The sequence below is a fragment of the Streptomyces iconiensis genome, from assembly GCF_028657195.3.
Taxonomy (GTDB): Bacteria; Actinomycetota; Actinomycetes; order Streptomycetales; family Streptomycetaceae; genus Streptomyces; species Streptomyces iconiensis.
In genome coordinates this window covers 58,237-82,811 of record NZ_JANCPR020000024.1, presented here as the reverse complement: position 1 = coordinate 82,811, position 24,575 = coordinate 58,237, and the positions used below count along the sequence as shown (strand labels likewise).

General features: G+C 71.5%; 20 protein-coding genes. 7 read left to right on the top strand and 13 right to left on the bottom strand.

The window, feature by feature from the left end; genetic code table 11:
- Positions 1–66: 66 nt before the first annotated feature.
- From NMN56_RS23590 to NMN56_RS23580, 3 genes are all read left to right on the top strand, one after another.
- Positions 67–1,221 carry an FUSC family protein gene (locus NMN56_RS23590; RefSeq protein ID WP_274045742.1) on the top strand — a complete coding sequence of 385 codons (1,155 nt, stop codon included), beginning with the start codon at positions 67–69 and terminating at the stop codon, positions 1,219–1,221.
- Positions 1,222–1,573: 352 nt separating this feature from the next.
- Positions 1,574–1,735, top strand: a complete 162-nt coding sequence (locus NMN56_RS23585; protein ID WP_274045743.1) for an LPXTG cell wall anchor domain-containing protein — start codon at positions 1,574–1,576, stop codon at positions 1,733–1,735.
- Entirely contained in the window at positions 1,732–3,198 is a 1,467-nt protein-coding gene (locus NMN56_RS23580) for a glycosyltransferase (RefSeq protein ID WP_274045744.1), read from the top strand. The genes NMN56_RS23585 and NMN56_RS23580 overlap by 4 nt, the downstream gene beginning before the upstream one ends.
- A 310-nt stretch (positions 3,199–3,508) precedes the next feature.
- Here the strand turns inward: NMN56_RS23580 and NMN56_RS23575 are convergent, their stop codons facing one another.
- The 6 genes from NMN56_RS23575 to NMN56_RS23550 all read right to left on the bottom strand — a co-directional run bounded on the left by NMN56_RS23575 (position 3,509) and on the right by NMN56_RS23550 (position 9,774).
- The gene (locus NMN56_RS23575; protein ID WP_274045745.1) at positions 3,509–4,255 is read right to left on the bottom strand and encodes an MBL fold metallo-hydrolase; all 747 of its coding nucleotides are present in this window, start codon (positions 4,253–4,255) and stop codon (positions 3,509–3,511) included.
- Positions 4,256–4,378: 123 nt separating this feature from the next.
- Positions 4,379–5,026: a LysE family translocator gene (locus NMN56_RS23570; RefSeq protein WP_274045746.1), complete on the bottom strand. Its 648-nt coding sequence runs from the start codon at positions 5,024–5,026 to the stop codon at positions 4,379–4,381.
- A 116-nt stretch (positions 5,027–5,142) separates the two neighbouring features.
- Entirely contained in the window at positions 5,143–5,640 is a 498-nt protein-coding gene (locus tag NMN56_RS23565) for an ATP-binding protein (protein ID WP_274045823.1), read from the bottom strand.
- A gap of 337 nt (positions 5,641–5,977) precedes the next feature.
- Positions 5,978–6,784 (bottom strand): enoyl-CoA hydratase/isomerase family protein, encoded by an 807-nt coding sequence (locus tag NMN56_RS23560; protein WP_274045747.1) that lies wholly within the window; start codon positions 6,782–6,784, stop codon positions 5,978–5,980.
- A 19-nt stretch (positions 6,785–6,803) separates the two neighbouring features.
- Positions 6,804–8,087, bottom strand: coding sequence for a L,D-transpeptidase (locus NMN56_RS23555; protein WP_274045748.1), 1,284 nt, complete (start codon positions 8,085–8,087; stop codon positions 6,804–6,806).
- A gap of 439 nt (positions 8,088–8,526) precedes the next feature.
- Entirely contained in the window at positions 8,527–9,774 is a 1,248-nt protein-coding gene (locus NMN56_RS23550) for a L,D-transpeptidase (RefSeq protein ID WP_430542687.1), read from the bottom strand.
- A 259-nt stretch (positions 9,775–10,033) separates the two neighbouring features.
- Between NMN56_RS23550 and glgX the strand changes: the two genes are divergently transcribed.
- The 4 genes from glgX to NMN56_RS23530 all read left to right on the top strand — a co-directional run bounded on the left by glgX (position 10,034) and on the right by NMN56_RS23530 (position 17,905).
- Entirely contained in the window at positions 10,034–12,385 is a 2,352-nt protein-coding gene (gene glgX / locus NMN56_RS23545; protein ID WP_430542686.1) for a glycogen debranching protein GlgX, read from the top strand.
- Between the two features lie 132 nt (positions 12,386–12,517).
- Complete coding sequence (locus NMN56_RS23540) at positions 12,518–13,879, top strand: MFS transporter (protein WP_274045749.1); 1,362 nt, start codon at positions 12,518–12,520, stop codon at positions 13,877–13,879.
- 16 nt (positions 13,880–13,895) lie between these two features.
- On the top strand, positions 13,896–16,001 hold the full coding sequence (locus NMN56_RS23535) for an ABC transporter ATP-binding protein (RefSeq protein WP_274045750.1): 2,106 nt from the start codon (positions 13,896–13,898) through the stop codon (positions 15,999–16,001).
- A complete protein-coding gene (locus tag NMN56_RS23530) occupies positions 15,998–17,905 on the top strand; it encodes an ABC transporter ATP-binding protein (protein WP_274045751.1) in 1,908 nt (635 codons plus the stop codon). Before NMN56_RS23535 ends, NMN56_RS23530 begins: the two co-directional genes overlap by 4 nt.
- Positions 17,906–17,953: 48 nt before the next feature.
- Here the strand turns inward: NMN56_RS23530 and NMN56_RS23525 are convergent, their stop codons facing one another.
- The 7 genes from NMN56_RS23525 to NMN56_RS23495 form a co-directional block, all read right to left on the bottom strand.
- A complete protein-coding gene (locus NMN56_RS23525; RefSeq protein WP_274045752.1) occupies positions 17,954–19,798 on the bottom strand; it encodes an ABC transporter ATP-binding protein in 1,845 nt (614 codons plus the stop codon).
- Positions 19,795–20,880 (bottom strand): LLM class flavin-dependent oxidoreductase, encoded by a 1,086-nt coding sequence (locus NMN56_RS23520; RefSeq protein ID WP_274045753.1) that lies wholly within the window; start codon positions 20,878–20,880, stop codon positions 19,795–19,797. The genes NMN56_RS23525 and NMN56_RS23520 overlap by 4 nt, the downstream gene beginning before the upstream one ends.
- Before the next feature lie 292 nt (positions 20,881–21,172).
- Positions 21,173–21,583: a lasso peptide biosynthesis B2 protein gene (locus NMN56_RS23515; RefSeq protein WP_430542685.1), complete on the bottom strand. Its 411-nt coding sequence runs from the start codon at positions 21,581–21,583 to the stop codon at positions 21,173–21,175.
- 2 nt (positions 21,584–21,585) lie between these two features.
- Positions 21,586–21,846, bottom strand: a complete 261-nt coding sequence (locus NMN56_RS23510; RefSeq protein WP_274045755.1) for a lasso peptide biosynthesis PqqD family chaperone — start codon at positions 21,844–21,846, stop codon at positions 21,586–21,588.
- Complete coding sequence (locus tag NMN56_RS23505) at positions 21,843–23,489, bottom strand: asparagine synthase-related protein (RefSeq protein ID WP_274045756.1); 1,647 nt, start codon at positions 23,487–23,489, stop codon at positions 21,843–21,845. The genes NMN56_RS23510 and NMN56_RS23505 overlap by 4 nt, the downstream gene beginning before the upstream one ends.
- Before the next feature lie 251 nt (positions 23,490–23,740).
- Positions 23,741–23,893 (bottom strand): lasso RiPP family leader peptide-containing protein, encoded by a 153-nt coding sequence (locus NMN56_RS23500; RefSeq protein ID WP_274045757.1) that lies wholly within the window; start codon positions 23,891–23,893, stop codon positions 23,741–23,743.
- 151 nt (positions 23,894–24,044) lie between these two features.
- Complete coding sequence (locus NMN56_RS23495; protein WP_274045758.1) at positions 24,045–24,179, bottom strand: lasso RiPP family leader peptide-containing protein; 135 nt, start codon at positions 24,177–24,179, stop codon at positions 24,045–24,047.
- Positions 24,180–24,575: the final 396 nt, after the last annotated feature.

Here is a 24,575-nt window from a genome sequence, read left to right as displayed (position 1 = left end):
CGGGTGCCACACGGCCCCCGGTGTACACGGACACCAGACAGCGACAGCAGAGGGAGAGGAACTCCGTTGAAGATCCCGGGGCACTGGAACGAACGGCTGAGGGCCGCGCTGCGCAGGGCCAGGGAACGCCCTGGGCCCGAACGGGACACACTCCTGCTGCTGATCAAGAGCGCGCTGGCCGGGGTGTTCTCCTGGTCGCTCGCCGCCTATCTGATCGCCTCGCCGCAGCCCACCTACGCGCCCTTCACCGCGCTGCTCGTCGTCCAGTCCACGGCCTACAGGTCGCTGCTCCAGTCCGCGCGGTACGTCCTCGCGGTCGTCCTCGGCGTGCTGGCGGCCGGGTTCGTGGGCCCGCTGCTGGGCGAGAACCCGGGCGCCTTCGCCGTGATGCTGGCCGTCACACTGACGCTGGGGCGCTGGCAGCGGCTGGGCTCCCAGGGGCTCCAGGTGTCGGTCGCGGGCGTCTTCGCGTACAACGCGCTCTCGGGCACCCACGAGTCGATGCTGGGAGAGATCGTCATGATGGCGCTGCTCGGCGCCGGGGTCGGGCTCGGCGTCAGCCTGCTGATCCTGCCTCCGCTGCGCTACCGCACGGCGGCGCGGGGCATCGAGGAGATCTCCGGAGCCAACGAGCAGCTGCTCGGCGAGATGGCGGACGGGCTCGCACAGGGCCTGCCGGAGCGCGAGACGCTGGAGAGCTGGCTGTACAGGGCGCGGCAGTTGGACAACACGGTCACCAGCGCCCGCGAGGCGATCGAGTCGGGCGCGGAGAGCGTCGTCTACAACCCGCGCAAGTTCCTGCGCGCGACGCCGCGCAGCTTCGAGGGGCACCGCGCACTGGTCGAGGCGCTCGCGCGCGCCGGTGAGCAGATCCGCTCCATCTCCTACGGGCTGCTGCGCATGTGCGAAATGGACCCCGAAGCGTGCCCCGACGACGCGTTCCTGTGCGCCTACGCGGAACTGCTGGGTGTCGTCTCGCGTGCGGCGGGCGAGGTCGCCCGCCTCGACGAGGACGCCGACGACGGGCGGGGCGACGCGGGACCGCTGCGCCGCACGCTGGAGGAGGGCCGCAGGCGCCACAACGAGCTGACCGCTTCCGTCGAGGGCCGAGCGGCATGGCCCAGCCACGGCGTGCTGCTCACCGACGCCGACCGGCTCCTTGAGGAGTTCGCCCACGCGGGAGACCTCGGCACCAACCACTCCTCCTCCGCACACGACTGACCCGCGGCCCCACCGCCCCTCGCCCCGCCGCCGACCTGTGCTCCCTCACCACTACGAGCGAGGTACCGGCTCCAACGCCCGGCACAGGTGCGGGACGCCCGCACCGATCCGTCCGGTTACCGATCCGTCCGGGCTGGGAGCGACGGACGGAGCCGAGTCCGTCGGGAGGGTCGCACCTCGTCGTCCGGAGAGGCTTCGGGAGCGTCGCTGGAGTCCGACCAACCGGATACGTATCTTTTTTGATCACACGATCCGGTGGTCGCGGATATGTCCGTTGACGAACCCGCGTTCACCCAGCGGCTTCCGGTCACTGTCGAAGTCATGCGTCTCCGTGAGAAGGGTGCCTCTTGCCATGCCATACGGATCGATCACGGGCCCCGGCGGCATGCTGGCCGCCACCGGCCTGGCCGCGGGGCAGATGTGGCTCGTCGTCGCCGGCGTCGCCGCCGTGCTGATGGGCGCCCTCGCGGTGCGGCTGTGGTTCCGGCGCGGCATGGGGCCGGGCGCACGATGACGGCAGATGCCCACCGAGGGCTCTTCGCGCGTGCGGCGGACAGCGTGGTCTCCACCCCGGAAGACAGCCGTCCGGCGGCCAGGCTGTCCGGAACGTTCAGCCTTCCTCGCGCATGGTGCGCCTCCCCCCGTGGGCTCGTGCTGCTGGGCGCGTTTCCGCTGACCGCGTTTCTCGCCTGGGGCATCGCCCACGCCATCAGCGTGATCGGTTCCCTGACGGGCGGGGACACAGGAAGCATGGCTCTGCCGTGGCTGGCGTCGTTCCTGCTGCTGTGGTGGGTCCCGGTGTCCTGGCTGGAGCGGCCCCGCACCGCGTCCCCTCAGGCGCAGGCCGAACTCGACGCGCTGAAGGTCACCGTGCAGATCCCCGTCTACAACGAGGCCCCGGACGCCCTGCGCGCCTGTCTGCAGTCGGTGCTCGCCCAGTCGCGGCCGGTCGACCGGATCCGGGTCGTCGACGACGGCTCCGTCCACGGCGACGGCACGGCCATGACGTACGACGCCATTCGCGCCGAACTCTTCGACCGGGCCGCGGACCACGGCGTCGAGGCCACCTGGGACCGCACCCCCAACCGCGGCAAGCGCTACGCCCAGATGCACGTCCTCGCACACGACGACGCGGATGTCTTCGTCACCCTCGACAGCGACTCGATCCTCGACCCCGATGCCGTCGCCGAGGGGCTCAAGCCCTTCAGCGACCCGAAGGTCACCTCCGTCGCCGGTCAGGTCGTCGTCCTCAACCACGATGCCAACGCCCTCACCCGGCTGACCAACCTGCTCTACCTGCCCTTCACCCGCGGGCTGCGCAGCGCCCAGTCCGTCCTCGGCCGAGTGACCATCAACTCCGGGACGCTCGCCTTCTACCGTGCCCACATCGTCCGCGACGCCGCCGGGGTCTACGAGCACGAGACCTTCCGCGGCCGACCCATGCAGATGAACGACGACTCGATGCTCACCTTCTACGGACTGCTCGCCGGCGACACCGTTCATCAGCCCTCGTCACTCGTCTTCACCCTCGCCCCCGAGCGGTGGCGCCACTACCTGGCCCAGCAGCTGCGCTGGATGCGCGGCACCACCGTTCGTCACCTGTGGTGGCTGCGCTACATGCCGGCCAACGGCATCGTCTTCTGGGCCACCGTCGCCGAGTACGTCCATCTCGTCCTGGGCATCGCCATCCCCGTCGTGCTGGTGACAGACGCCGGACTACGCTGCCACCTCGGCGCCCTCGCCGTCGCCGGCACCGTCATCGGCACGGCCATGAGCTACCTCATGGCCCTGCGCCTGTTCACCGTCCGCCGCAGCGACATGACCTTGCGCCAGGCCCTGATGCTCTTCACGCTCGCCCCCGTGGCCACGGCTTGGCGCGCGCTCCTGCTGCGCCCCATGTATCTGTACGCCATGGCCACCTGCCACCGCGTCAACCGGTGGGGCACCCGCGGCGGCGTCGAAGTCGGCCTCGGCTGAACCAGCAGCCGGCCCGACGGGGCCGCTCACATGCTCCGTTCGCCGAACCGGCCACCGCCGTCGAACAGCTCGGCCGTCCGACCTTCGAGGTGCCCGCCGCAAGCACCTGCCGTGCCCGCGGCGGCAAGCTCGCCCCGAAGCACCACGCACGCCCCGCACTTCACGCCTCCCCCAGCTCCGCGCCGAGCCAGACGTGAAGCCCCCCGCCGACCGTGGCGCCGGCAGCCATGGGAGACGGGCCCGGACTGTCGACACCGCGGTGCCCGGGACCCGTGACGGCCGGGCTGCGCCTGCTGGACGCCCCCCTCAGTCAGCCCGCCGGCACCACGAGCCCCGGCTCCGCGACGCTCAGCGTGCCCCCGAACGAGGCAGCGCCCGCCTCCAGCGCGACGTCCCGGTCGGTGCCAGGCCACAGATGCGTGAGCACCAGATGCCCCGCACCCGCGCGGGTGGCGTACCCGCCCGCGAGATGCGCCGTGAGCAGGAAGTCCGCGTCGGCGCGCGGCACTTCGTACGGGTACGTCGCCTCGGAGAGCAGCACGTCCGCTTCCCGGGCCAGGCGGGGAACGTCCTCGCTGGGTCCTGTGTCGCCCGTATAGGCGAGAACGGCGCCTTCCGCGCTCAGCCGTACCCCCGCGTTGGGCACGAAGTGCGGCAGCAGCCAGGTGTCCACGCGGAAAGGGCCGATCTCGAAGCGCTGGCCAGGACCGAACTCGTGCAGGTCGTACGCGTCGGCCAGCATGCCGGGCTTGTCGAGCGCGAGCACCGCGTCGACGGCGCCGACCGGCGCGTACACGCCCAGCGCCTCGGGCGGCTCGTCGCTCAGATCACGGGCACGCAGCAGCGGATTGAGGTCGGCGCAGTGGTCGGGGTGGCCGTGGCTGACCAGTACGGCGTCGATCCCGTCCACGCCGCCCTCGCGCTCCCACAGGCGCGGCAGCGTCGCGTATCCGGGGTCGATCAGCAGGCGGAACCCGCCGCTGTCCACGACGTAGCCCGAACACCCCTGCCGCGCCGTCGGCCACGCCCCGCATCCGCCCAGCACATCCAGTCTCATACAGCCGGTTATACGGGCATCCGCCCGCCCGGCCCAAGACGCGGGCGCGCACAACCGTACGGAACCCCGCGGTCCGCCCGTAGGGACCCGCCCCCGCGATCCCGCATTCCCCTGTCCACGTGCTCACTTGCTCACCGCGAGGTGCATACCGAAGCCGACGATGGCCGTTCCGGTGACGCGGTCGAGGAGCCGCTTGGCCGAGGGGCGGCGCAGCCAGCCGCTCACGGCCTTGGCGCAGGCGACGAGAAGGACGGACCACAGGGCGCCCAGCAGGAGATGGACGACCGTCAGAAGGAGTCCCGTCGCGAAGTGCGGGGCGTTCTCGGGGATGAACTGCGGGAGTACGGCGACGTAGAAGACACCGATCTTGGGGTTGAGGAGGTTGGTGAGCGCGCCCTGCCGCCATCCCGCGCACCATCCGTCGGCCGCCGGCCCGGACTCGGACGCCGCGCCCTCCCCTTCCGCTCCCCCGCGCCTCCGCCGGAACGTGCCGACCAGCATGCGCGCGCCCATCCACAGCAGATAGGCGGCGCCGGCCCAGCGCAGTACGTCGTAGGCGAGTTGCGAGGCCGTCAGCACGGCGGTGATACCGGCCGAGGTGAGCGCGCCCCAGGTCAGGGTTCCCGACTGGATTCCGGTGACCACGCCCCACGCACGCCGGCGGTGCCCGACGGCCGCCGTACGCAGGATGATCGCGGTGTCCAGTCCGGGCGTGACGGTGAGCAGCCCCACGACCAGCGCGAAGGACCACAGGGCTGTGCCGAGTGTCATGTTCCCGAGCGTACGCAGCGCCGCGCGCCGTGAAGGCGGGGCCCTCCCGGATCACGCTCACGGGGGACGGCCGGCGGCTGCCCCGGGAGGACGGACCGCCTCTGCTGCGCCTGCCTCTACTCCGCGCGCATCTCGAACCAGGTCGTCTTGCCGCGCGGCAGCAGATCGACGCCCCAGCGGTCGGAGAGGGTGTCGACCAGGAAGAGGCCCCGGCCGCTGGTGTCCAGTTCGGCCACGGGCAGCAGACAGGGCAGGCCACGCGAGGGGTCACGGACCTCGATACGGATCCAGCTGGTGCGGCGCAGCATCCGCAGGCCGAAGGTGTGGGCTCCGGTGTGGCGTACGGCGTTGCCGACCAGTTCGGAGACCAACAGCACGGCGTACTCGGTCAGTTGGGGCGAGAGCGCCCAGCGCTGCCGCAGCACGAACTGGGTGAGCCGGCGTGCCAGGCGTGCGGACTCCGGCAGATTGGGCAGCGGAACCTCCCGTACGGTCGGATCGCCCACTCTGTCGAGGACCGTGCCCGCGGGTTCACTCCCCGCCGTCTCGTCCGGGTCGTCCGGAACCCGCTCGGTCACGCTCGCCACATCTCCCTGACCCGCCATGGCCACCATCATGGCGGCAGGTGAGAGGCCCTGGGGACGGTTCAGGGGTTTCCGGATAGCCGGAAGAACCCCCTCCGCCGGACCGCGGGACACGTCACGGCGTGCGACGCAAGGGCGCGTGCGGCGGCTGACCTGGCATGACCTCGCGTACGCAAGTGATCACAAGGCGCCACAAGCGAGCCCGAATCAAGGAGGGGCGCAACGGAAGCCAAGTCCCCCACAAGGTGGGGCGCGGGGGCGGAGCGTGACGCGCCACCCCCAACCACCCCACCCGTAAGGTCAGTTGGCCAACCGCCGCGTTGACGGCGGGGCCGCGTGCCACATGCGCGGGGCCCGCGCGGACGCGCTAGCGGAACGTCGCCTTGCCCGGACCTTCCTCCACAAAGCTGCGCATGCCGGTCTCCCGGTCCTCGGTCGCGAACAGGCCCGCGAACCAGTTCCGCTCGATCGCGAGACCGGTTTCGATGTCCGTCTCCAGACCGAAATCGATCGACTCCTTCGCCGCGCGCAGCGCCAGCGCGGGCCCCCGCGCGAGCTGCGCCGCCCACGCCGCGGCCTGCTCGTACACCTCGGCGTCCGGCACCACGCGGTCGACCAGGCCGATCTCGTGCGCCTCGGCCGCCCTCACCTGGCGCCCCGTGAAGATCAGGTCCTTGGCCTTGGCCGGGCCCACCAGGCGCGACAGCCGCTGGGTGCCGCCGGCGCCGGGGATCAGCCCGAGGAGGATCTCGGGCTGGCCGAGCTTGGCGCGCTCTCCCGCGATCCGGATGTCGGCGCACAGCGCCAACTCGCAGCCGCCGCCCAGCGCGTAGCCGGTGACCGCGGCGACAACGGGCTTGGGGATACGGGCCACCGCGGTGAAAGCCTCCTGGAGGCCACGGGAGCGGACCACCATGGCGGCGTGGTCCATCTCCCGCATCTCCTTGATGTCGGCACCGGCGGCGAACACCTTCTCGCCGCCGTAGATCACCACGGCACGTACGTCCTCGCGCCGGGTCGCCTCGCCCGCCAGGTCGCGCAGCAGATCCTGCATGGCGACGTCGAGCGCGTTCATCGGCGGGCGGTCGAGGCGGATGGTGCCGACTCCGTCCTCGACCTCAAGGCGTGCCGCCGGGTGCTCGCTGTGGTCCCTGTGCTCCGTTTTAGCGGTCATGGGGGAAGGTTAACGGCCGTTACTGCGGGGCCGTCCACTCCTCCCAGTCCATGTTCCAGGCGTTGAGGCCGTTGTCGGGCTTGATCGTGGCGTCGTTGGAGTTCTTGACCTCGACGACGTCTCCGACCATGGAGTTCTTGAAGAACCACGCTCCGGGCGTCCCGCCGTCGCCGCCGCCCCTTCTGTCGAAGAGCCCCACACAGCCGTGGCTGGCGTTGACCTCCCCGAACTGGGGCTGCGGCGTCCAGTAGTTGCCGTGGATGAAGGTGCCCGAGGTGCTCAGCCGCATCGCGTGCGGCACGTCCTTGATGTCGTACTCGCCGCCGAAGCCCACGGTGTCGCCGTTCATCCGCGTCACCTTGTACTTCTCGCTGATCACCATCTTGCCGTTGTACGTGGGGTTCTGCGGGCTGCCCGACGTGATGGGGATGGTCTTGATCTTCTTGCCGTCCCTGGTCACGGTCATGGTCTTCTTCTTCGCGTCCACGACGCTGACCTGCTGGCGCCCCACGGTGAACTTCACGGTCTTGCGCTGCTTGCCGTAGACACCGTTGGAGCCCTCGACGCCGTTGAGGTTCAGGTCCAGGGTGACCTTGGTTCCGGACTTCCAGTAGTCCTCCGGGCGGAAGTCGAGACGGCGGTCACCGAACCAGTGGCCCTCGATCTCGGCCTTCGGCTCCGCGGTGACGGATATCGCCTTCTCGACGGTCTCGCGGTGGGCGATCGGCCGGTTGAAGTTGACCGAGACCGGCATACCGGCGCCGACCGTGTCGCCGTTCTCCGGGGTGAAGTACCCGACGAAGGTGTCCTTGGGAACGATCGTGGTGAACGTGGCGTGCTTCGCCGACTCCCGCCCCTCGGAGTCCTCGGCTATGGCGTTCACCGTGTACTTCGTGCCGGTGGCCAGGTGCGTTGCGGGCTTCCAGGAGGCGCCGTCAGGGGCGATCTTCCCCTCGACCTCTTCCCCGTCGCCGCCCTTGCCCTCCTTGACCGTGACCTCGGTCAGCTTGCCCTTGCCCGCGGAGACACGCAGCGCCCCTGAGGTGGCGACCTCGTCGGCGCCGTCCTTGGGGGCTATCTCCACGACGGCCTCGGACGCCTCCTTGCCCGAACCGCCAGAGCCGCCCTTGCCGTTCGCCTCGGCGCCCGAACTCCCGCTGCCGCCGCACGTGGCCAGAACCAGCAGCATGACGACCAGCAGAACCACCAGGCCCGCCGCCGAGCCGCCTATGAGCTGGGCGCGGCTGTCCCCCCGGAATGACTCGATCCTGAGCTTGTCCCTGGCCATGGTCTTCAGATCCAAGACGGCCCCATCTCCGACGTCCCCTCACACAGCACGCGCACCCGTGTGCGCCCCCGAACGCGCTGTGACGCGCGTATGCCCTGTTAGATAACCACACCCCGCTGACACCGAACTCGCCCCACGTGTCACCGTTCGGTCGCAGTTTCGCGGAGGCGACAAGGAGGTCGGAGGGCAGGTGGGGACGGGGTCACGCAGACCGTAAGGAAGGGTCGGAAGCCGCGGAAGAACGGGCGCAAGCGGTGAAGACGGGGCGCGGGGCAGGGCACCCAACGGGCCGTGTCAGCACAGGACTCCGCCGCACGCGCAAACGTCCGTGCGGGTCACCTGGCCGGCGCTCCGGGAGCCCGTGAAGGGACAGCGGAGGCGGGATCGGGGAGACCGGCTCGCGGCGTCGGAGGCGCCCGGCGGGTGGCCGGGTGCGGGGCGGGGCGCCCGTTGGTCAGCTGAGCGCCGAGCCCGCCGTCCACTCGTTCCACGGCATGTTCCAGCCACCGAGCCCGTTGTCGGGTGCCACCGTCCGCTCCTTGGTGCCCTGCACGGTCACCAGGTCGCCGACGAGGGAGTGCCGGAAGAAGAGGCCGGCGGGTGAGCGTGCCCCGCCGCCCCGCTCGTCCTCCAGGCCGATGCAGCCGTGACTGGTGTTCTTGGCGCCGAAGATGCCCGGCTTCGCCCAGTAGTTGCCGTGCAGGAAGGTGCCACTGGTGGTCAGCCGCATCGCGTGCGGCACGTCGTCGATGTCGTACTCGCCGCCGAAGCCCACGGTTCCGCCGTCCATCCGCGTCACCCGGTACTTCTCGCTGATGACCATCCGGCCGTTGTACGTCGGGTTCTCGCGGGTGCCGGCCGTGACGGGCACCCGGGACGTCACCGCCCCGGCACGCTGGACGGTCAGGCGGTGCCTGCGTACGTCGACGACGCTGCGCTGGTCGCGGCCGATGGTGAACCAGACCTTCTTGCGCTGCGTCCCATAGACGCCCCGCGCTCCCCGTACGTCGCGCAGGCGCAGATCGAGCGTGACGCGGGTACCGGGCTTCCAGTAGGTCTGCGGCCGGAAGTCGAGCCGGGAGCGGCCGAACCAGTGCGCGGCGACGGGTACATGGGGCTCGGCCGTGACGCTCACGGCCCGCTCAACCGCCGCGCGGTCGGTGATCGGCCGGTTGAAGACGAGGGACACGATCATGGCGGTGCCGACGGTCTGGCGGTGCTCGGGGCGGAAGAAGCCGGTGAAGCGGTGCGGTGGCACCTTCGTCGTGAAGGTGGTGTGCCGCGCGACGCGGCGCCCGGTCGCGTCCACGGCGACGGCGTCCACGGTGTACTGGCTCGCCAGCTCCAGGACGTCCGCGCCCTCCTCACCCGCCGGGAGGGGCCGCCAACTGCGCCTGTCGGGCGCGAACTCCCCGGCGACGGTCCCGTTCGGGCCCGTGCCCCTGCGGACCATGCGGACGCTCTCCAGATGTCCCTCCGGTACGGACACCTCCACGGGAGCGTCAGCGGGTACGCCCCGGCTGCGGTCGTCCGGTGTGACCGTGATGGCGTCGTCGGGCGCTTTGCCGTCGTCCGCGACGAGCGCGCAACCCGCCACGCCCACGCAGAGTGCGACCAGCACGGCCGCCGCCGTCGCCCCGTACAGCCGGCGCACCCCTGTCCGCCGGCCACTACCGGCGCCCTGCCCCGTCTCCGGCCCCACGTCCGCTGCCCTTCCGCGCTCGCTCGCTCTTCCGTGCCTCAGTGCGTCCCCTGTGCGGCACCGGCCTTCTCCTGGCCGTGCGCGGGCGCCCATTGCTGGGACCAACGACCCTCGTGCACCCGGGACACCTCGATCACGCGTGTGAGCGGGCTTCCCCGACCGGGAAGTATCCGGGGGAGGACCGTGGCATGGTGCCCGGCAGGGCGCTGTACACCGTGCGGCCGGTCCGACCGAGCCGCGAGCCGCTGGAGGCGGTCACGTGTCGCACGCATCAGAACCGGGAGCCAGGGCCGAGGAGGCACCCACGGCGGCTTCGCGGTCCAACGGCCGGCGTACGGCGCTGCCGTCGCCCGTGCTGCCCGTAACAGCCGCGCTGCGCGCGGCCACCGGGCACCAGCCACGGGGGCCGCTCGCGCCGTACGGGTCGGGCGAGCGGGTGTGGCCCGGCAGTCCGCAACCGCTCGGTACGCGCTTCCACACAGGTCCCGGCGGTGTCGCCGGGACCAACTTCGCACTGTGGGCGGGCGGCGCCGAGGGGGTTGAGGTGTGCCTGTTCGACGACGCGGGTGCCGAGACCCGCTATGCGCTGGCCGAGCTGACGCACGAGATCTGGCACGGCTTCCTGCCCGGCGTCGCCCCTGGGCAGCGTTACGGCTACCGCGTGCACGGCCGCTGGGACCCGTGGAGCGGCGCGCGCTGGAACCCGGCCAAGCTGTTGCTCGACCCCTACGCACGCGCCGTCGACGGCGAGTTCACGCTGCCAGCCGAGGTGTACGGGCATGTGCGGGACTGGCCTCAGCAGCATGTGGCGGACACGGTGCGGGACGAGCGGGACTCGGCGCCTTTCGTCCCCAAGGGCGTCGTCGTGGACGACCAGGACGACTGGGGCGACGACCGCAGGCCGAAGACGCCGTGGCCGGACTCGGTCATCTACGAGCTGCACGTACGGGGCTTCACCATGCGCCACCCCGGCGTGCCCGAGCGGCTGCGCGGCACCTACGCGGGGCTCGCGCATCCCGCGGCGATCGAGCACCTGACGCGGCTGGGTGTCACGGCGGTCGAGCTGCTGCCCGTGCACCAGTTCGCACACGAGGACCACCTGCTGCGCCGGGGACTGCGCAACTACTGGGGCTACAACTCCGTCGGCTACTTCGCTCCGCACGCGGCCTACGCCGCCTCCGGTACACGCGGACAACAGGTGGGCGAGTTCAAGCGGATGGTGCACGCACTGCACGCCGCCGGAATCGAGGTGCTACTGGACGTCGTCTACAACCACACGGCGGAAGGTGGCGAGCGCGGGCCCACCCTGTCCCTGCGCGGCATCGACAACCCGGCCTACTACCGCCTGCCGCCCCAGGACGCGCGCCGCTACACCGACTACACGGGCTGCGGCAACACCCTCCACGTCGTCCGGCCCCAGGTGCTGCGCCTGATCACCGACTCGCTGCGCTACTGGGTGCAGGAAATGGGCGTGGACGGCTTCCGGTTCGACCTCGCCGCCGCGCTCGCCCGCTCCATGCACGACGTCGACATGCTCTCCCCGTTCCTCGCCGTCATCGCTCAGGACCCGGTGCTGCGCAGGGTGAAGCTGATAGCCGAGCCGTGGGACGTGGGCAGCGGCGGCTACCAGGTCGGCGCCTTTCCCCCGCTGTGGACCGAGTGGAACGACCGCTACCGCGACACCGTGCGCGACTTCTGGCGCGGCTCCCTGCCGGACATGCGCGACCTGGGATACCGCCTGTCGGGCTCCAGCGACCTGTACGCATGGGGCGGCAGGCGCCCCTACGCCTCCGTCAACTTCGTCACCGCACACGACGGTTTCACCCTGCGGGACCTCGTCAGCTACGAGCACAAGCGCAACGAGGCCAACGGGGAAGGGAACCGCGACGGCACGCACGACAACCGCTCCTGGAACTGCGGAGCCGAGGGCGAGACCGGCCAGGAGGACGTACTCGCCCTGCGCCGACGCCAGTTGCGCAACGTGCTCACCACCCTGCTGCTGTCCACCGGTGTGCCGATGCTCGTGGCGGGCGACGAGATGGGCCGGACCCAGGAGGGCAACAACAACGCCTACTGCCAGGACGGGCCCGTCAGCTGGGTCGACTGGAGCCTGCTGCGCGACCCGGCCTGGCGCTCCCTCTTCGACCTCGCCTCCCGCCTGATCACGCTCCGCCGTGCGCACCCCGTACTGCGCCGCAGGGCGTTCTTCTCCGGGCGGGCACAGGGCACCCGGGGGCTTCGCGACCTGGCGTGGTTCACCGCGCGGGGCGAGGAGATGGCCGAGTCCGACTGGTACGCGCCCTGCGCCACCCTCGGGATGTACCTCTCCGGCCGGGACATCCCGCAGCGCGACCCACGGGGCCGCCCGGTGCGCGACGACAGCTTCCTGTGCCTCCTGCACGCCGACCCCGAGGACACCCGCTTCCGCCTGCCCGGTGCGGCCTGGGGCGACGCGTACGAGGTCGTCGTGGACACGGCCCACGAGGAAACCCCCGAGGGCGCGGTCCACGCCGCCGGCTCCGAAGTCCCCCTGACCGCACGCTCGGTGGTGGTATTCCGCGTACGGGATGAGCCCGGGGAGGCGGAGACCGCCGGCTACGGGCCCGGCTGAGGCGAGGGCGCGGGCACGGGGGCTCGGCCCGAGGCAGGGGCGAGGTGACCAAGGCGGGGCAGGTGTCGGAGGCAGGGGCGCGGCCAACAATCCAATGGCCTGGACCAGCATCGCGGGCCACACTGGTCCCCCGTGACCCACTCTCCGCCCGCATCTCCCGTGGCCAAGCCCCCGGCCAGAACCCTGCGTTCGCGCAACTTCCTCCTCTTCTTCGCCGCCCGGGCCGTCGCCAAGCTCGGCGACGCGATGCTGCCCCTCGCGCTGTCGGCCGGGCTCATCCAGGAGGGGCACGGCCCGGGTGCGATCGGGGCGGCGCTCGCCTCCCTGACGATCTGCCTCGCGGGCTTCGTCATCTTCGGCGGCGTCTTCTGCGACCGCCTCAACACCCGTGCCCTGATGATCGGCGCCGACCTGGTGCGGCTGTGCACCCAGGCACTACTGGCGGGGCTGTTCCTGACCGGGCACATCGTGCTGTGGCAGATCTGTGCGATCGGCGCGGTCAACGGCATCGCGGCGGGGCTCTTCCAACCCGGCGTCGCCAGCACCATTCCGCGCGTGGCCGACGACGTACAGGGCGCCAACGGCCTGATACGTACGGCCGAGTCGCTCGCCATGCTGCTGGGCCCCGCGCTGGCGGGCATGCTGGTCGCGGGGTTCTCGCCGGGCGGCGTCTTCGCCGCGCACGCCGCCACGTACGCGCTCAGCGCCCTGTGTCTGGCGCTGCTGCGGCTCCCCGCCGCCACCGTCGCGCGGGCCGCCGCACGGGTCAGCAGCTACCGCGCCGATCTGGTCGAGGGCTGGCGGGAGTTCAGGTCACGTACCTGGATGTGGGGCGTCATCGTCATCTGGATGGTCTACATGATCACGGTGGCGGGGCCGCTGGTGCCGCTGACCGCATCGGAGATCATCCCGTCCCGGGGAGCGGGCGCGTTCGGGCTGGTCAACTCGGCGCTCGGCGCCGGCACCGCACTCGGCGGCCTGTGCGCGCTGCGCTTCAGGCCCGTACGGCAGCTGCGCGCGGGCTCCCTCGCGTTGCTGGGCTACTGCTGCTTCCCGCTCGCCGTCGGCGCCGCCATGCCCACGGCCGCGATGATGGCGGGCGCCGCCGTCTCGGGCGCGGGACTGGGCTTCTGGGGCGTCATGTGGTCGACCAGCGTCCAGACGCAGGTGCCCGGCCCGGTCCTGAACCGTATCCACGCCTACGAAGTGGCGGGTTCGCTCGCGATGATGCCGGTGGGCCAGGCACTGGCAGGACCGGCCGCGCTGCTGTTCGGGGGCCGTACGGTGCTGCTGGCGGGCGGCGTCATGGCCGTCGTGGTGTGCGGGGCACTGCTGGCCGTGCCGGCGATCCGCAACCTGCGCGCCGTGAACGGGGGCCCGAGCGCCGGAAGCGGCACGGGAGCGGGCGCCGGTACGGGCCCAGGAGCCGGAGCCGGCGGTGGCGCGAGCGCGCCGAAAGGGCAGAAAAAGCACGTGAGGGATGTCAGTCCCTGACCGTAGTCTCGCGCTGATGACTCCTGACACCACCCGCACGGCAGAACGGTCGTCCGTGCGCTCGCTGATGCGCCTGTGGCCGTATGTCCGACCCGTGCGGGTGCGGCTGTTCACGGCCGCGTTCGTGGCGATCCTCGCCTCGTGTCTGGGGCTCGTCATCCCGCTGATCCTCAAGTGGATCGTCGACGGACCCGTCGCACGCAAGGACACGGACGGCGTGTGGCTGGGCGGAGCGCTGCTGCTGGCCGTGGGGCTCACCGAGGCGCTGCTGTTCGGGCTGCGGCGCTGGCTCGTGGCACGCCCGCTGGCCGGTGTGGAGGCGTCGATGCGCGCCGCGCTCTACGGACGGCTCCAGCGGCTCCCGGTCTCCTTCCACGACCGCTGGCCCAGCGGCCAGCTGCTCTCGCGCGGCACGACCGATCTCCAGCTCCTGCGCATGTTTCTCGCTTTCCCGCTGACGTTTCTCCTGGTCAACGGCACTACGGTGCTGGTCGGTTGTGTGATCCTGCTGCTCCAGGAGTGGACGCTGGGCCTGGTGCTGCTGGCCCCCGTGCTGCCGCTGGTGCTGCTGTGCTCGGTCTTCGAGGTGCGGTACGCGCTGGCGGCCCGGGGCGCCCAGGACCAGCTCGGGGATCTGACGACGGTCACCGAGGAGGCGGTGCTCGGCGTGCGCGTCATCAAGGGGTTCGGGCGCAACCGCAGCCAGGCACGCGCCTTCCGCGCCCTCTCCGAGCGGCTGTTGCACACCGAACTGCGCAAGGCGCGGCTGCTGGCGGGCATTTGGGCACTGATCATGACGCTGCCCGAGGTGGCCATCGGTGCCGCGCTCGTGCTCGGCACCCTCCAGGTCGCCGACGGCGGCCTGTCGGCCGGCACCCTCGTCGCCTTTCTCTCGACGGCGCTCGCCCTGCGCTGGCCCGTCGAGTCGATCGGCTTCCTGCTGGCGATGAGCAACGAGGCGGCGACGGCGACGGACCGCTTCTTCGACGTGATGGACGAACCCGTACCGGCGGACGTACCGCGCGGCGACCAGGACGCGGACGTAGCACGCCTCGGGAAAGACGCGGGCGGTGCGGACGTACCGCGCCCCGGGAAAGGTCCGGGCGGTGGTGGACGACCGCGCGGGGAGGCCGAGTCGGGACTGTGCTTCGAGGGTGTCGTCTTCCGCTATCCGGACGCGCCACCGGATGCCGCACCCACCCTCGACGGCGTGAACCTGCGCATACGCTCCGGCGAGACGATGGCGCTCGTCGGCGCGACGGGCAGCGGCAAGACGACGCTGACCGCGCTGGTGCCACGGCTGCACGAGGTCACCGAGGGACACATCGTGCTCGACGGCACCGATGTGGGCGCCCTGCCGCGCGCTGAACTGCGGGAGCGGGTGGCCGTCGCCTTCGAGGAGCCGACGCTCTTCTCCGCGACGGTGCGCGAGAACGTGCTGATGGGCACGGCGAAGAGCGAGGCCGAGGACCGCGCGGCTGCGGACGGGGCTGCCGATGGGCCTGCGGACGGGCCTACGGACGGCCTGCTGGAGCGCGCGTTGCGGGTGGCGCAGGCCGACGGGTTCGTCGGCGCACTGCCCCGGGGCGCCGAGACCGAGGTCGGCGAGCAGGGCCTCAGCCTGTCCGGCGGACAGCGCCAACGCCTCGCGCTGGCCCGCGCCGTGGTCGGGCGGCCCCGCTTCCTGGTGCTGGACGACCCGCTCTCCGCGCTGGACGTGCACACCGAGGCCGCCGTCGAGGCCGCGCTGCGCGAGGTACTGGCCACCACCACGGCCCTGATCGTCGCGCACCGCCCCTCCACCGTGCTGCTCGCCGACCGGGTGGCGCTGCTGTCCGGCGGCAAGGTCACCGCCGTGGGCACCCACCACGAACTGCTGCACAGCAACGCGGAGTACGCCGAGCTGATGGCGGGCGCCGACGACCCGGACAGCACGGGCGCCGTGAACGGCACGGACGGCACGGACAGCACGGGCGCCATGAACGGCACGGACAGCACGGGCGGCACGGACACCCCAGAAGGCACCGGCGCCACAGACGGCACAGACGGCACCGGCCGGACGGATGAAGGCACCGGGCACACCGGAGGTTCCGGCCGGCACGCCGAGGGGAGCACAGCATGACCGCGACGGTCCCGGGCAAGGCGAGCCCGGAGCAGGGCGACCCGGGCGAGAACCGGCCCGCGCAGGGGACGGCCCCGGAGACGAGAGGTGACCCGGGCGAGGACAGGCCCGGCGGTGACCCCTTCGACCGTGACGTACTGCCCTCGCCGCCCGGCGCCTCACGCCGGCTCCTCGGCTCGCTGCTGCGCCCCTACCGGCGCGGGGTCGCGGTGGCGGCGTCCCTGCTGGTGCTCCAGCAGGCCGCCGTGCAGGCCGGCCCGCTGCTCGTCGCGTACTCCATCGACCGTGCCCTGCCCGCGCTGCGCAAGGACGACTACGGGCCGCTGATCGCCGTGGCCGTGGGCTATCTGGTGTGCGCCGTGGCCTCCGGGTGGCTCCAGCACGCGTTCACCAACGCGGCGGCGCGCGTCAACCAGCGAGTGCTCAAGGCGCTGCGCGAGCGCATCTACCGGCAGGCGCAGGCCCTCAGCGTGGACTTCCACGACCGCTACACCTCGGGCCGCCTCATATCCCGCGCCACCACGGACGTCGAGTCGCTGCGCGAACTGCTCGACGAGGGGCTCCAGGAGCTGCTGGCCGTGGTGCTGTCCGTCATCTACATCCTGATCACGCTGATCTGGCTGGACATCGGTCTCGGCGGCGCAGCGCTGCTCTCGTTCGTCCCGCTCGGGCTGCTCGTACGGAACTTCCAGCGCCGCTCCATCCGCGTCTACCGCAACAAGTCGACGGCCATCGCTTCGGTCATCGTGAAGTTCGCCGAGACCATGAACGGCATACGGCCCGTCCAGTCCTTCCGCCGCGAGCGCGCCAACGAGGAGGCGTTCGACCGGCTGAACGGGCACCACTTGCGGGTCAACGGCGACTCCATCCTGGAAATGGCGCGCTATGTGATCCTCTCCCGCACGGTGGCGAACGTGGCCGTCGCCGGGATCGTCGTCTGGGGTGCCTACCGCGTCGCCTCCGACGGCCTCGCGCTCGGTGTGCTGGCGGCGGCTGCGCTGTATCTGCGCAGGCTCTACGACCCGATCGACAGGCTGGGGATGTTCCTCAACTCCTACCAGTCGGCCGCCGCCTCACTGGAGAAGATCGCGGGACTGCTCGCCCAGGTCCCCTCCGTGCCCGAGCCCGGGACACCGGTCCAACTGCCGCCCCGCCGCCCGGGGATGCCCGGCCGCGAGGTCGTCTTCGAGGGCGTGAACTTCGCCTACCGTACGGGCGGCGAGGTGCTGCCCCGCTTCGATCTGGCCCTGCCTGCCGGACAGACCGTCGCGGTCGTCGGTGCGACGGGCGCGGGCAAGTCCACCCTGGCCAAGCTGCTCGCGCGGTTCTACGACCCCACCTCGGGCCGCGTGCTTCTGGACGGCACCGACCTGCGCGAACTGGCCACGGCCGAGCTGCGCCGCGGTGTGGTGATGGTGACCCAGGAGGCGTTCCTGTTCTCCGGCACGGTCGCCGAGAACATCGCGATCGGCCGCCCGGACGCCACCCGCGAGGAGGTCGAGCACGCCGCCAAGGCCATCGGCGCACACGACTTCATCGCCGCGCTCCCCGACGGCTACGACACGGACGTACGCAAACGCGGCGGGCGCATCTCGGCCGGGCAGCGCCAGCTGGTCTCCTTCGCCCGCGCCCTCCTCGCCGACCCCTCCGTGCTGATCCTGGACGAGGCGACCTCCTCCCTCGACATCCCGGGGGAACGCGCGGTCCAGCGCGCCATGGACACCGTTCTGCACGGCCGTACCGCCGTCGTCATCGCCCACCGGCTCTCCACCGTGGAGATCGCCGACCGTGTCCTGGTCATGGCGGACGGCCACATCGTGGAGGACGGCAGGCCCCGTGACCTCATAGCGGGCACGGGCCGCTTCGCCGGCCTCCACCGCGCCTGGCGCGACAGCCTGGCGTAGCGGGGCGGCGGTGGACAGCGACCCGCCAGCCGCGCGTCGTACGGCGCGTCACGCCCGCCGCGCGCCGTACGACGCGTCAGGCCGCCGCGCGCCGGGTTCGGCGAGGAGCTGGGTGGCGGCCAGTTCCGCGTACAGGGCGTCTCCTTCGACGAGTTCGCGGTGGGTGCCGGTGCGGCGTACCCGTCCGCCCTCCAGCACCACGATCTGATCCGCGGTGGCCACTGTGGACAGCCGATGTGCGATCACGAGCACCGTCGTGTCCCGGGCGATGTCGGCGACCACGTCACGCAGTACCCGTTCGTTGACCGCGTCCAGCTGAGAGGTCGCCTCGTCCAGCAGGAGCAAGGCGGGGCGCCGCAGAAGGGCGCGAGCGATGGCCACGCGCTGGCGTTCGCCGCCGGACAGGGCGTTGCCGCGGTGTCCCACCGAGGCATCGAGTCCATCGGGCAGGCGGTCGACCAGCGCGTCGAGTTGAACGCGTGCGAGGGTGTCGCGGATGTCGTCGTCGGTGACATCGGGAGCGGCGCAGGTCAGGTTGTCGCGCAGGGTTCCCGCAAGAAGCGGTGCGTCCTGCTCCACGTAACCGATCGAGGCACGCAGGCCGGCCAGTGGCCAGTCGAGCACGTCGATGCCGTTGACCAGGACCGTACCGCCGACGGCTTCGTAGAACCGCTCGATCAGAGCGAAGACCGTCGTCTTGCCGGCTCCCGAGGGCCCGACAAAGGCGGTTGTTCCTGGCCCTTCGGCCCGGAAGGAGAGATCGCGGTGCACCTGGGGCAGCTCGGCGCGGTAGCGGAAGTCCACCCGGCGGAACTCGACCGTCGCGGGACACCGGCGGGTGCCCGGCCGGCCCGGCGAGGGCTGCTCGACGTCCATGCCCTGCGCCTGCTGGATCCGGAACACCGCGGCGGACCCCGCCTGGTACTGGGCGGCGGCCTCCACCAACTGGCCGACGGGGCTGGCCAGTTGGAAGGTGAGAAGCAGGAAGGCAATCAGTGTGGAGAGTTCGACAGCGCCCGACGCCACACGCGCTCCGCCCACCCCCAGTACCGCGAGGAACGCCACATGGACGGCGAACCCGGTCGCGGACGAGGCCACCGACCGCAGTCCTGCGACCCGCACACCACCGTGCCACGCCTCGTCGACGGCCTCGTCGAGCGCCGCGGCCTCTCTCGCTTCGGCACCGGCCGCCTTGATCGTGCGGAACGCGCCGAACGCCCTCTCCAGCACGGTTGCCGCTGCGCCGACGGATTCCTGTACGCGCCGCGTGGCGTGGGCGATGCGCGGCATGATCAGGGTCACGCAGCAGCCGATGAGGACGACGGCGGCAAGGCAGACCCCGAGCAGGGGTGCGTCGAGGACGGCCATCAGTACGACGGTCGCCACCAGGGTGAGGCCGCCGATGACCGCGGAGACGAGCGCCTGCGTGGTGACCTGCCGCAGCAGGGTGGTGTCCGCGATGACCCGCGACATCAAGTCGCCCGGCCGGGACCTGTCCATCTCCGCCACGCGCAACCGCATGAGCCGGGCTGCCAGTTGGCGCCTGGCGTCACGGGTGATGGATTCGGCGGCCCGCTCCAGCACGTACTGGCCCGCCGCACGGACGAGCATGCCGAGGAAGACCAGGCCGGTGAGGCCCAGCACGATGCCGGTGACCGGGCCGTCCCTGCCCAGGGCGTCCACGAGGGCCTTCGCCACGAGCGGCTGGGCGAGCACCAGCAGAGCGGCGGCCAGGTTCAGCAGCCCGCCGAGTGCGATGGGTGCACGGTACGGCCGGATGTAGCCGCGCAACGCCCGCCAGGTCGCCCGCACGCGAGGCGGCGCGGGGCCGCCGCCGGCCGGGGCGGCCGGGGACGGCTGCGTGGCCTCGGCGCGCGGCACGGTCTGCGTCATGCGGCGCTGTCCCCGCTTCCCTGGCCGGCAGCGCCTCGCAGGCCGGCCCGCACGAGCGGGACGACCTCGGCCGTGAGCCTGTGGAGAGTGCCGTGTACGTCGCACTGGTCGCTGTCGAGTTCCACCTGGAGCAGGACCCGGGTGCAGCCGGTGGCACGCAGGTCGCGCAGCAGGTGCCGTACACAGGTCTCCACGTCACCGACCGGCTGGGAAGCGACGAGCCGGTCGGCGACGGCCTGCACGTGGTTCTCGTCCGGCGGAGGGCCGGCCGGCTCGGGCGTTTCGATCAGCAACCGCGTTCGGTCGGCGCCGCCCAACAGCGCCCGTGCCTGTCGGAGCATCAGCTCACGGGCTCTCCCGGGCGAGTCCGTGACGTGCGCGTAGAAGGCACCGGCGTGCGCGTACCCGGTGCCCGGCCGTCCCACCGCCGTGGCGAACTTGGCGTGCATGGCCACCATGTCGGCCTTGGCCCCCGCGCTCTTGTCGAAGTACATCAGCAGGGGCAACCCCCGGTGGGCCGCGTGCTCGATGGTGCCCGGCGAGCCGGCCGCGACGTAGAGCGGAGGCCCTGACCGCGTCCGGGGAACGGGGGCCGGGGTGACGCCACGGAACTGGTGAAGGCGTGAAGCGGCTTCGACTTCGCCGCACCACGATGCCCGGAGGAGATCCAGGGACTCGGGGAGCCCGTCGTGCCAGTGGTCGATGCCGCGGCCGATGGCCTCGTAGTCGGCTGACGGGGCCCCGCGGCCGACGCCGAGTACGAAGCGTCCGCCGGAGAGTTGGTCCAGGAGCGCCGCCTGCTCCGCCACATGCACGGGTGAGTGCAGCGGGAGCAGGGTGACCGCGGTGCCGACCTGCACCCGGCGTGTCCGTCCGAGCAGGAAGGACGCCAGCGCCAGGGCCGAGGGGCTGACGATGGTGGGGTGGAAGTGGTGCTCGGTGACCCACAGGTCGTCCATGCCCAACGCCTCGGCACGCTGTGCCAGGGCCAGGGTGCGGGCGAACACCTCGGCGTCGGACTCGCCCCGGACGCGCCGGGTCCGCAGCAGAATCCCGAAGCGGACTTCGTCTCCGTTGGTCATCGTGTGAGTCCTCCTTGTGCTCCGTAGCTCGTGGCCGACCGGGGCCGGCGGTTCGTGGACCGGCGGAATCGACGGCTCGGCGTCGAACGCGGTGAACGCGGTGAACGCGGTGAACGCGGCCGACGGTGCGCGAGTCGGCCGGGTCGACATGTCGTCGAAAGCGGCCGACAGTTGTGGCCCGGCGGATTCGACAGCTCGTGGCCGAACGCGGCCGGCAGTTCGTGGCCCGGCGTACTCGACACCTCGTGGCCGACCAGGGCCGGCAGCTCGTGGACCGGTGGTGGCCGGCGCGTCACGTGCGGTGCCGCACCGACAGCGTGACCTGATACAGCGGGGTGTCGTCCGGCTCGCCCACCGGTACTCCCCCGGCCTCGACCCACGCGTGGGCGCGGAAGGGCTGGGTGCGCGCGCCGGTGCACCAGTCGGGCCAGGTCCCGGTGAGCCTGCACAGCAGTACGGTCGCCACGGAGCGCTGCAGACACCCCTGTCCGGCACAGCGCACGCTCACATGGACCACCGCCTGGCGCGCTTCGAGCGCCCGCCGCCGGTCCGCCGGCCGGGCACCCCGGCTGAGCACTCGGAGCACCTGTGCCAGCCGCAGTGGGGAAAGCCGGACGCATACGGCCGCGAGTCCCACGGCGAACCTGGCCGCCAGGCGTCGCCCCAGCGGTGGCCTGGCTGCCGTCTCCGGCACGATGGGCATGCTCATACCGTCACCAGCCCTCGCTCGCGCAGTGTGGCCAGCAGGGTTTCCACGTCGCCCGGTATGCGCTCGGCGGCCGTCGGATGCCGCTCGACCAGGGCGCGGACGGTGTCCCGCGTGTTCCGTTCCCGCAGCAGGAGCCGCAGGATCATGGCGCCGGTGGCGTTGAGCTGCCAGTACCGGCCGTTGCGCTGGTCGAGGACGACCGAACTTCCGTCCTCGCCCGGCACGACGGACACGTGGTCGGCCAGGGTGATGTTCATCGCGCTCCTCCGGACAACACGGAAAGTGACGTGGCGGCGGGTACGGAGCGCAGCCAGGACTCGCACGCCAGCGTGCCGTCCAGGGGGATCATGGTGAGCGCTCCGGGATGCAGGCCGAGCACCGCTTTCCGCAGTCCGCCGGCGTCCACCAGGCCCAGCCTGGCCAGTTCCAGGTCGTCGCACAGGGCCGCGAGTTCGTGCTTGTGCCGCCGCAGGCCCGCGTACGCCTCGGCGCTGAACTCCGCCTTGGTGGAACGCCCCAGTATCCGCGCGGGGACGGTGCCGCGCATGGCCGCTGCGAGCGGTGGCTTGTACGAGGAGGTCACGGCGCGGTCGGCGAGGCGGATCGACATCGCGGCCTCCACGACACGGTCGTCGACATAGGGGGCGTGCCATGTGACTCCGCGCCGCGCCGTCAGGCGGTCCACCCGGCGCATCATGCTGCCGCACGCGCGGACCTGTTCCAGCACGGCGTGCTGGCCGCGCTGCGGGGCCAGCGGCTGGACGGTGGCGCACGAGCGCAGCGCCTGGCGGACGAGGTCGAGGGCGTCAGCACTCGCCCATGCGGGCATGCGCACGCCCACGCCCCATCCGAAGTCCGGGCCCGCAGAGGAGATACGGGCGGTGAGCGAGTCGGCCAGCCCGACGAGCGACTCACCGAAGGACGCGTTCGACCAGAGTGCGCGCAGCGTCGGCACCCGCTTCCAGCGGGCCATCGCCGCGGTGGCTCTGATGTGGGGCACGGCGGCCACCGGATTGCTGCGGACCATGGAGTGCAGATAGGCGGGCAGCGCGCTGAACAGTTCGTCGCCACCATGGCCGGTGAGGTGACGTGTCGAGCCCCGCCCGGCGACGAGATCGATCTGGGCGAGTTGGCGCGACGAGGCCCGGACGATCGGGTCCGGGCCTTCCTGGTCCTCCACCCGATCGGCGAGGCCGGCGTACCAGTGGGGCAGGGCGTCCGGTGCCGACACCAGGTGTTCAGCCCGTGGCAGCAGGGCAGCAGCTTCCAGGGCCCATGGCGCGTCGTCATGGGCGGGGTCCATACCTCCCACCCGGTTGGTGACGAGGTGGGCGGGCCCGCTGTCCCCGATGAGGAAGCACAGGCTCGTGGAGTCCATGCCGCCCGACAGGTCGGCGCTAAGAGTCCCACCGCTGTGCGTACGCGCCGCCACGGCTTCGACCAGCGCCGAGCGCAGCGCCTCCGCTCCGGCTGCGAGCGGCAGCGACGGTTCCGGAGGTGTCCACCACCGGGTGGTACGGGGAGCGGAGTCCGGGTCCAGTTGCAAGTACGCGTCCCCGGGCAGGCTTTCGACGCCCCGCCACAAGGGGCGTGTGCTCAGCGGCCACGGGACGATCGGGGCGAGCAGCTGCTGGGCCAGGTGCTCGGCGCAGATGCCGCTTCCGATGAGGTCGGCGAGCACATCGACACCGTCGGAAGCCACGGTGACACCCTCAACCCGCGCGTAGTGGATCTGCCGGGTCAGGCTGACGCTCCCCTGCGCCCGTACCCTGCCGTCCACGGACGCGATGGCGTGGACGGCACCCGGCAGTGCGCGGATGATCGCGTCGAAATCCCGCAGGGAATGCACCCGCTCCACCGCGCGACGAAGCTGTGCGTGATCGACACGCGTACAGCCCATAAGCACGAGCCTGCGGGTCCCCGCGGTTGTCCGGACAATCTCTTCCGGCGCCCAGCTGCCCACGATCCACGGCCGGCCGGAGGCGTGCTCTATCGTCTGACTCCCCGCTGAAGCCGCCCACCGGGCGGAAACAGCGGCGCCCCCGGCACTGTCCGGAAGAACGATGAATGCCATGTCACCCCACCCCCTCGTCGCAGGTTGTGAATGCGGCGCCTGGGCCCCACTTTCCCGAGTCCCAGGCGCCGCGCCGACTACGCGGAAATACCGCTGGGTGGCCCTTTATGCACCCACGCGTAGTCGTAAGAGAAACCGGGATACCCCATGGTCACCTCGGAGAACTCCCCCACGGCAACAAGCTCAGGCATCTCGTACTCGAAGCCGGCAACGCGCGTTTCCTCACGCATCCGGTTCACCTCCTCATGCTGTCCGGCACGGATCGGCGGAATGATGTGCCGGGGAGCCGCTCCTCAGCTCCTCGGCCCCGCACCACCGGTGCTGTGCGGCCCTCCTGCCCAAGTCCTGGCCCGAGGGCCGCACATGAGGCACAGCTGTGCCTCAGTCGTGGCAACCGACGCGTGCGCAGGTCCAGACCGAGTCGAACCCCCAGTTGGGGCGGCCCAGGGTTATCTCTGAGAAGTCACCCACCACAACGAATTCGGGTGCCTCGTACTCGAATTCGGCAACTGCCATGTCATCTCGCATACCGATCCATCCCCTTCTTCGAACTCCAGGAAATGACTTCCAGAATGGCCGGAGAACAAGCCGCGCTGCCTGCCTGTCACGTCAGGCAGCGAGAGATCACCAGCCATCCTGCGCGCCACCCGGAAGAACCGGCATCCCAAGGAAGGTCTTGCGTGACGCGGGGAAACTTCTCTCCCTTCGCGACGGGCCGGCCTGGGCGGCGTAGGTACAGACTCTTCGGCCGGTATTTCGCCGTCCATGCCTTTCGGTGGGGCCCGAATGAGGAGGACCGGATTCCAGGAACGCACTCGCCCCGGAACCGCCTGCCGCAGCGCCGGAAAGGCGCGGGTATCGCGGAGTTGAACCGACGCGTGGCACAGGACCCTCCGAAACCGCCGCCCTCGG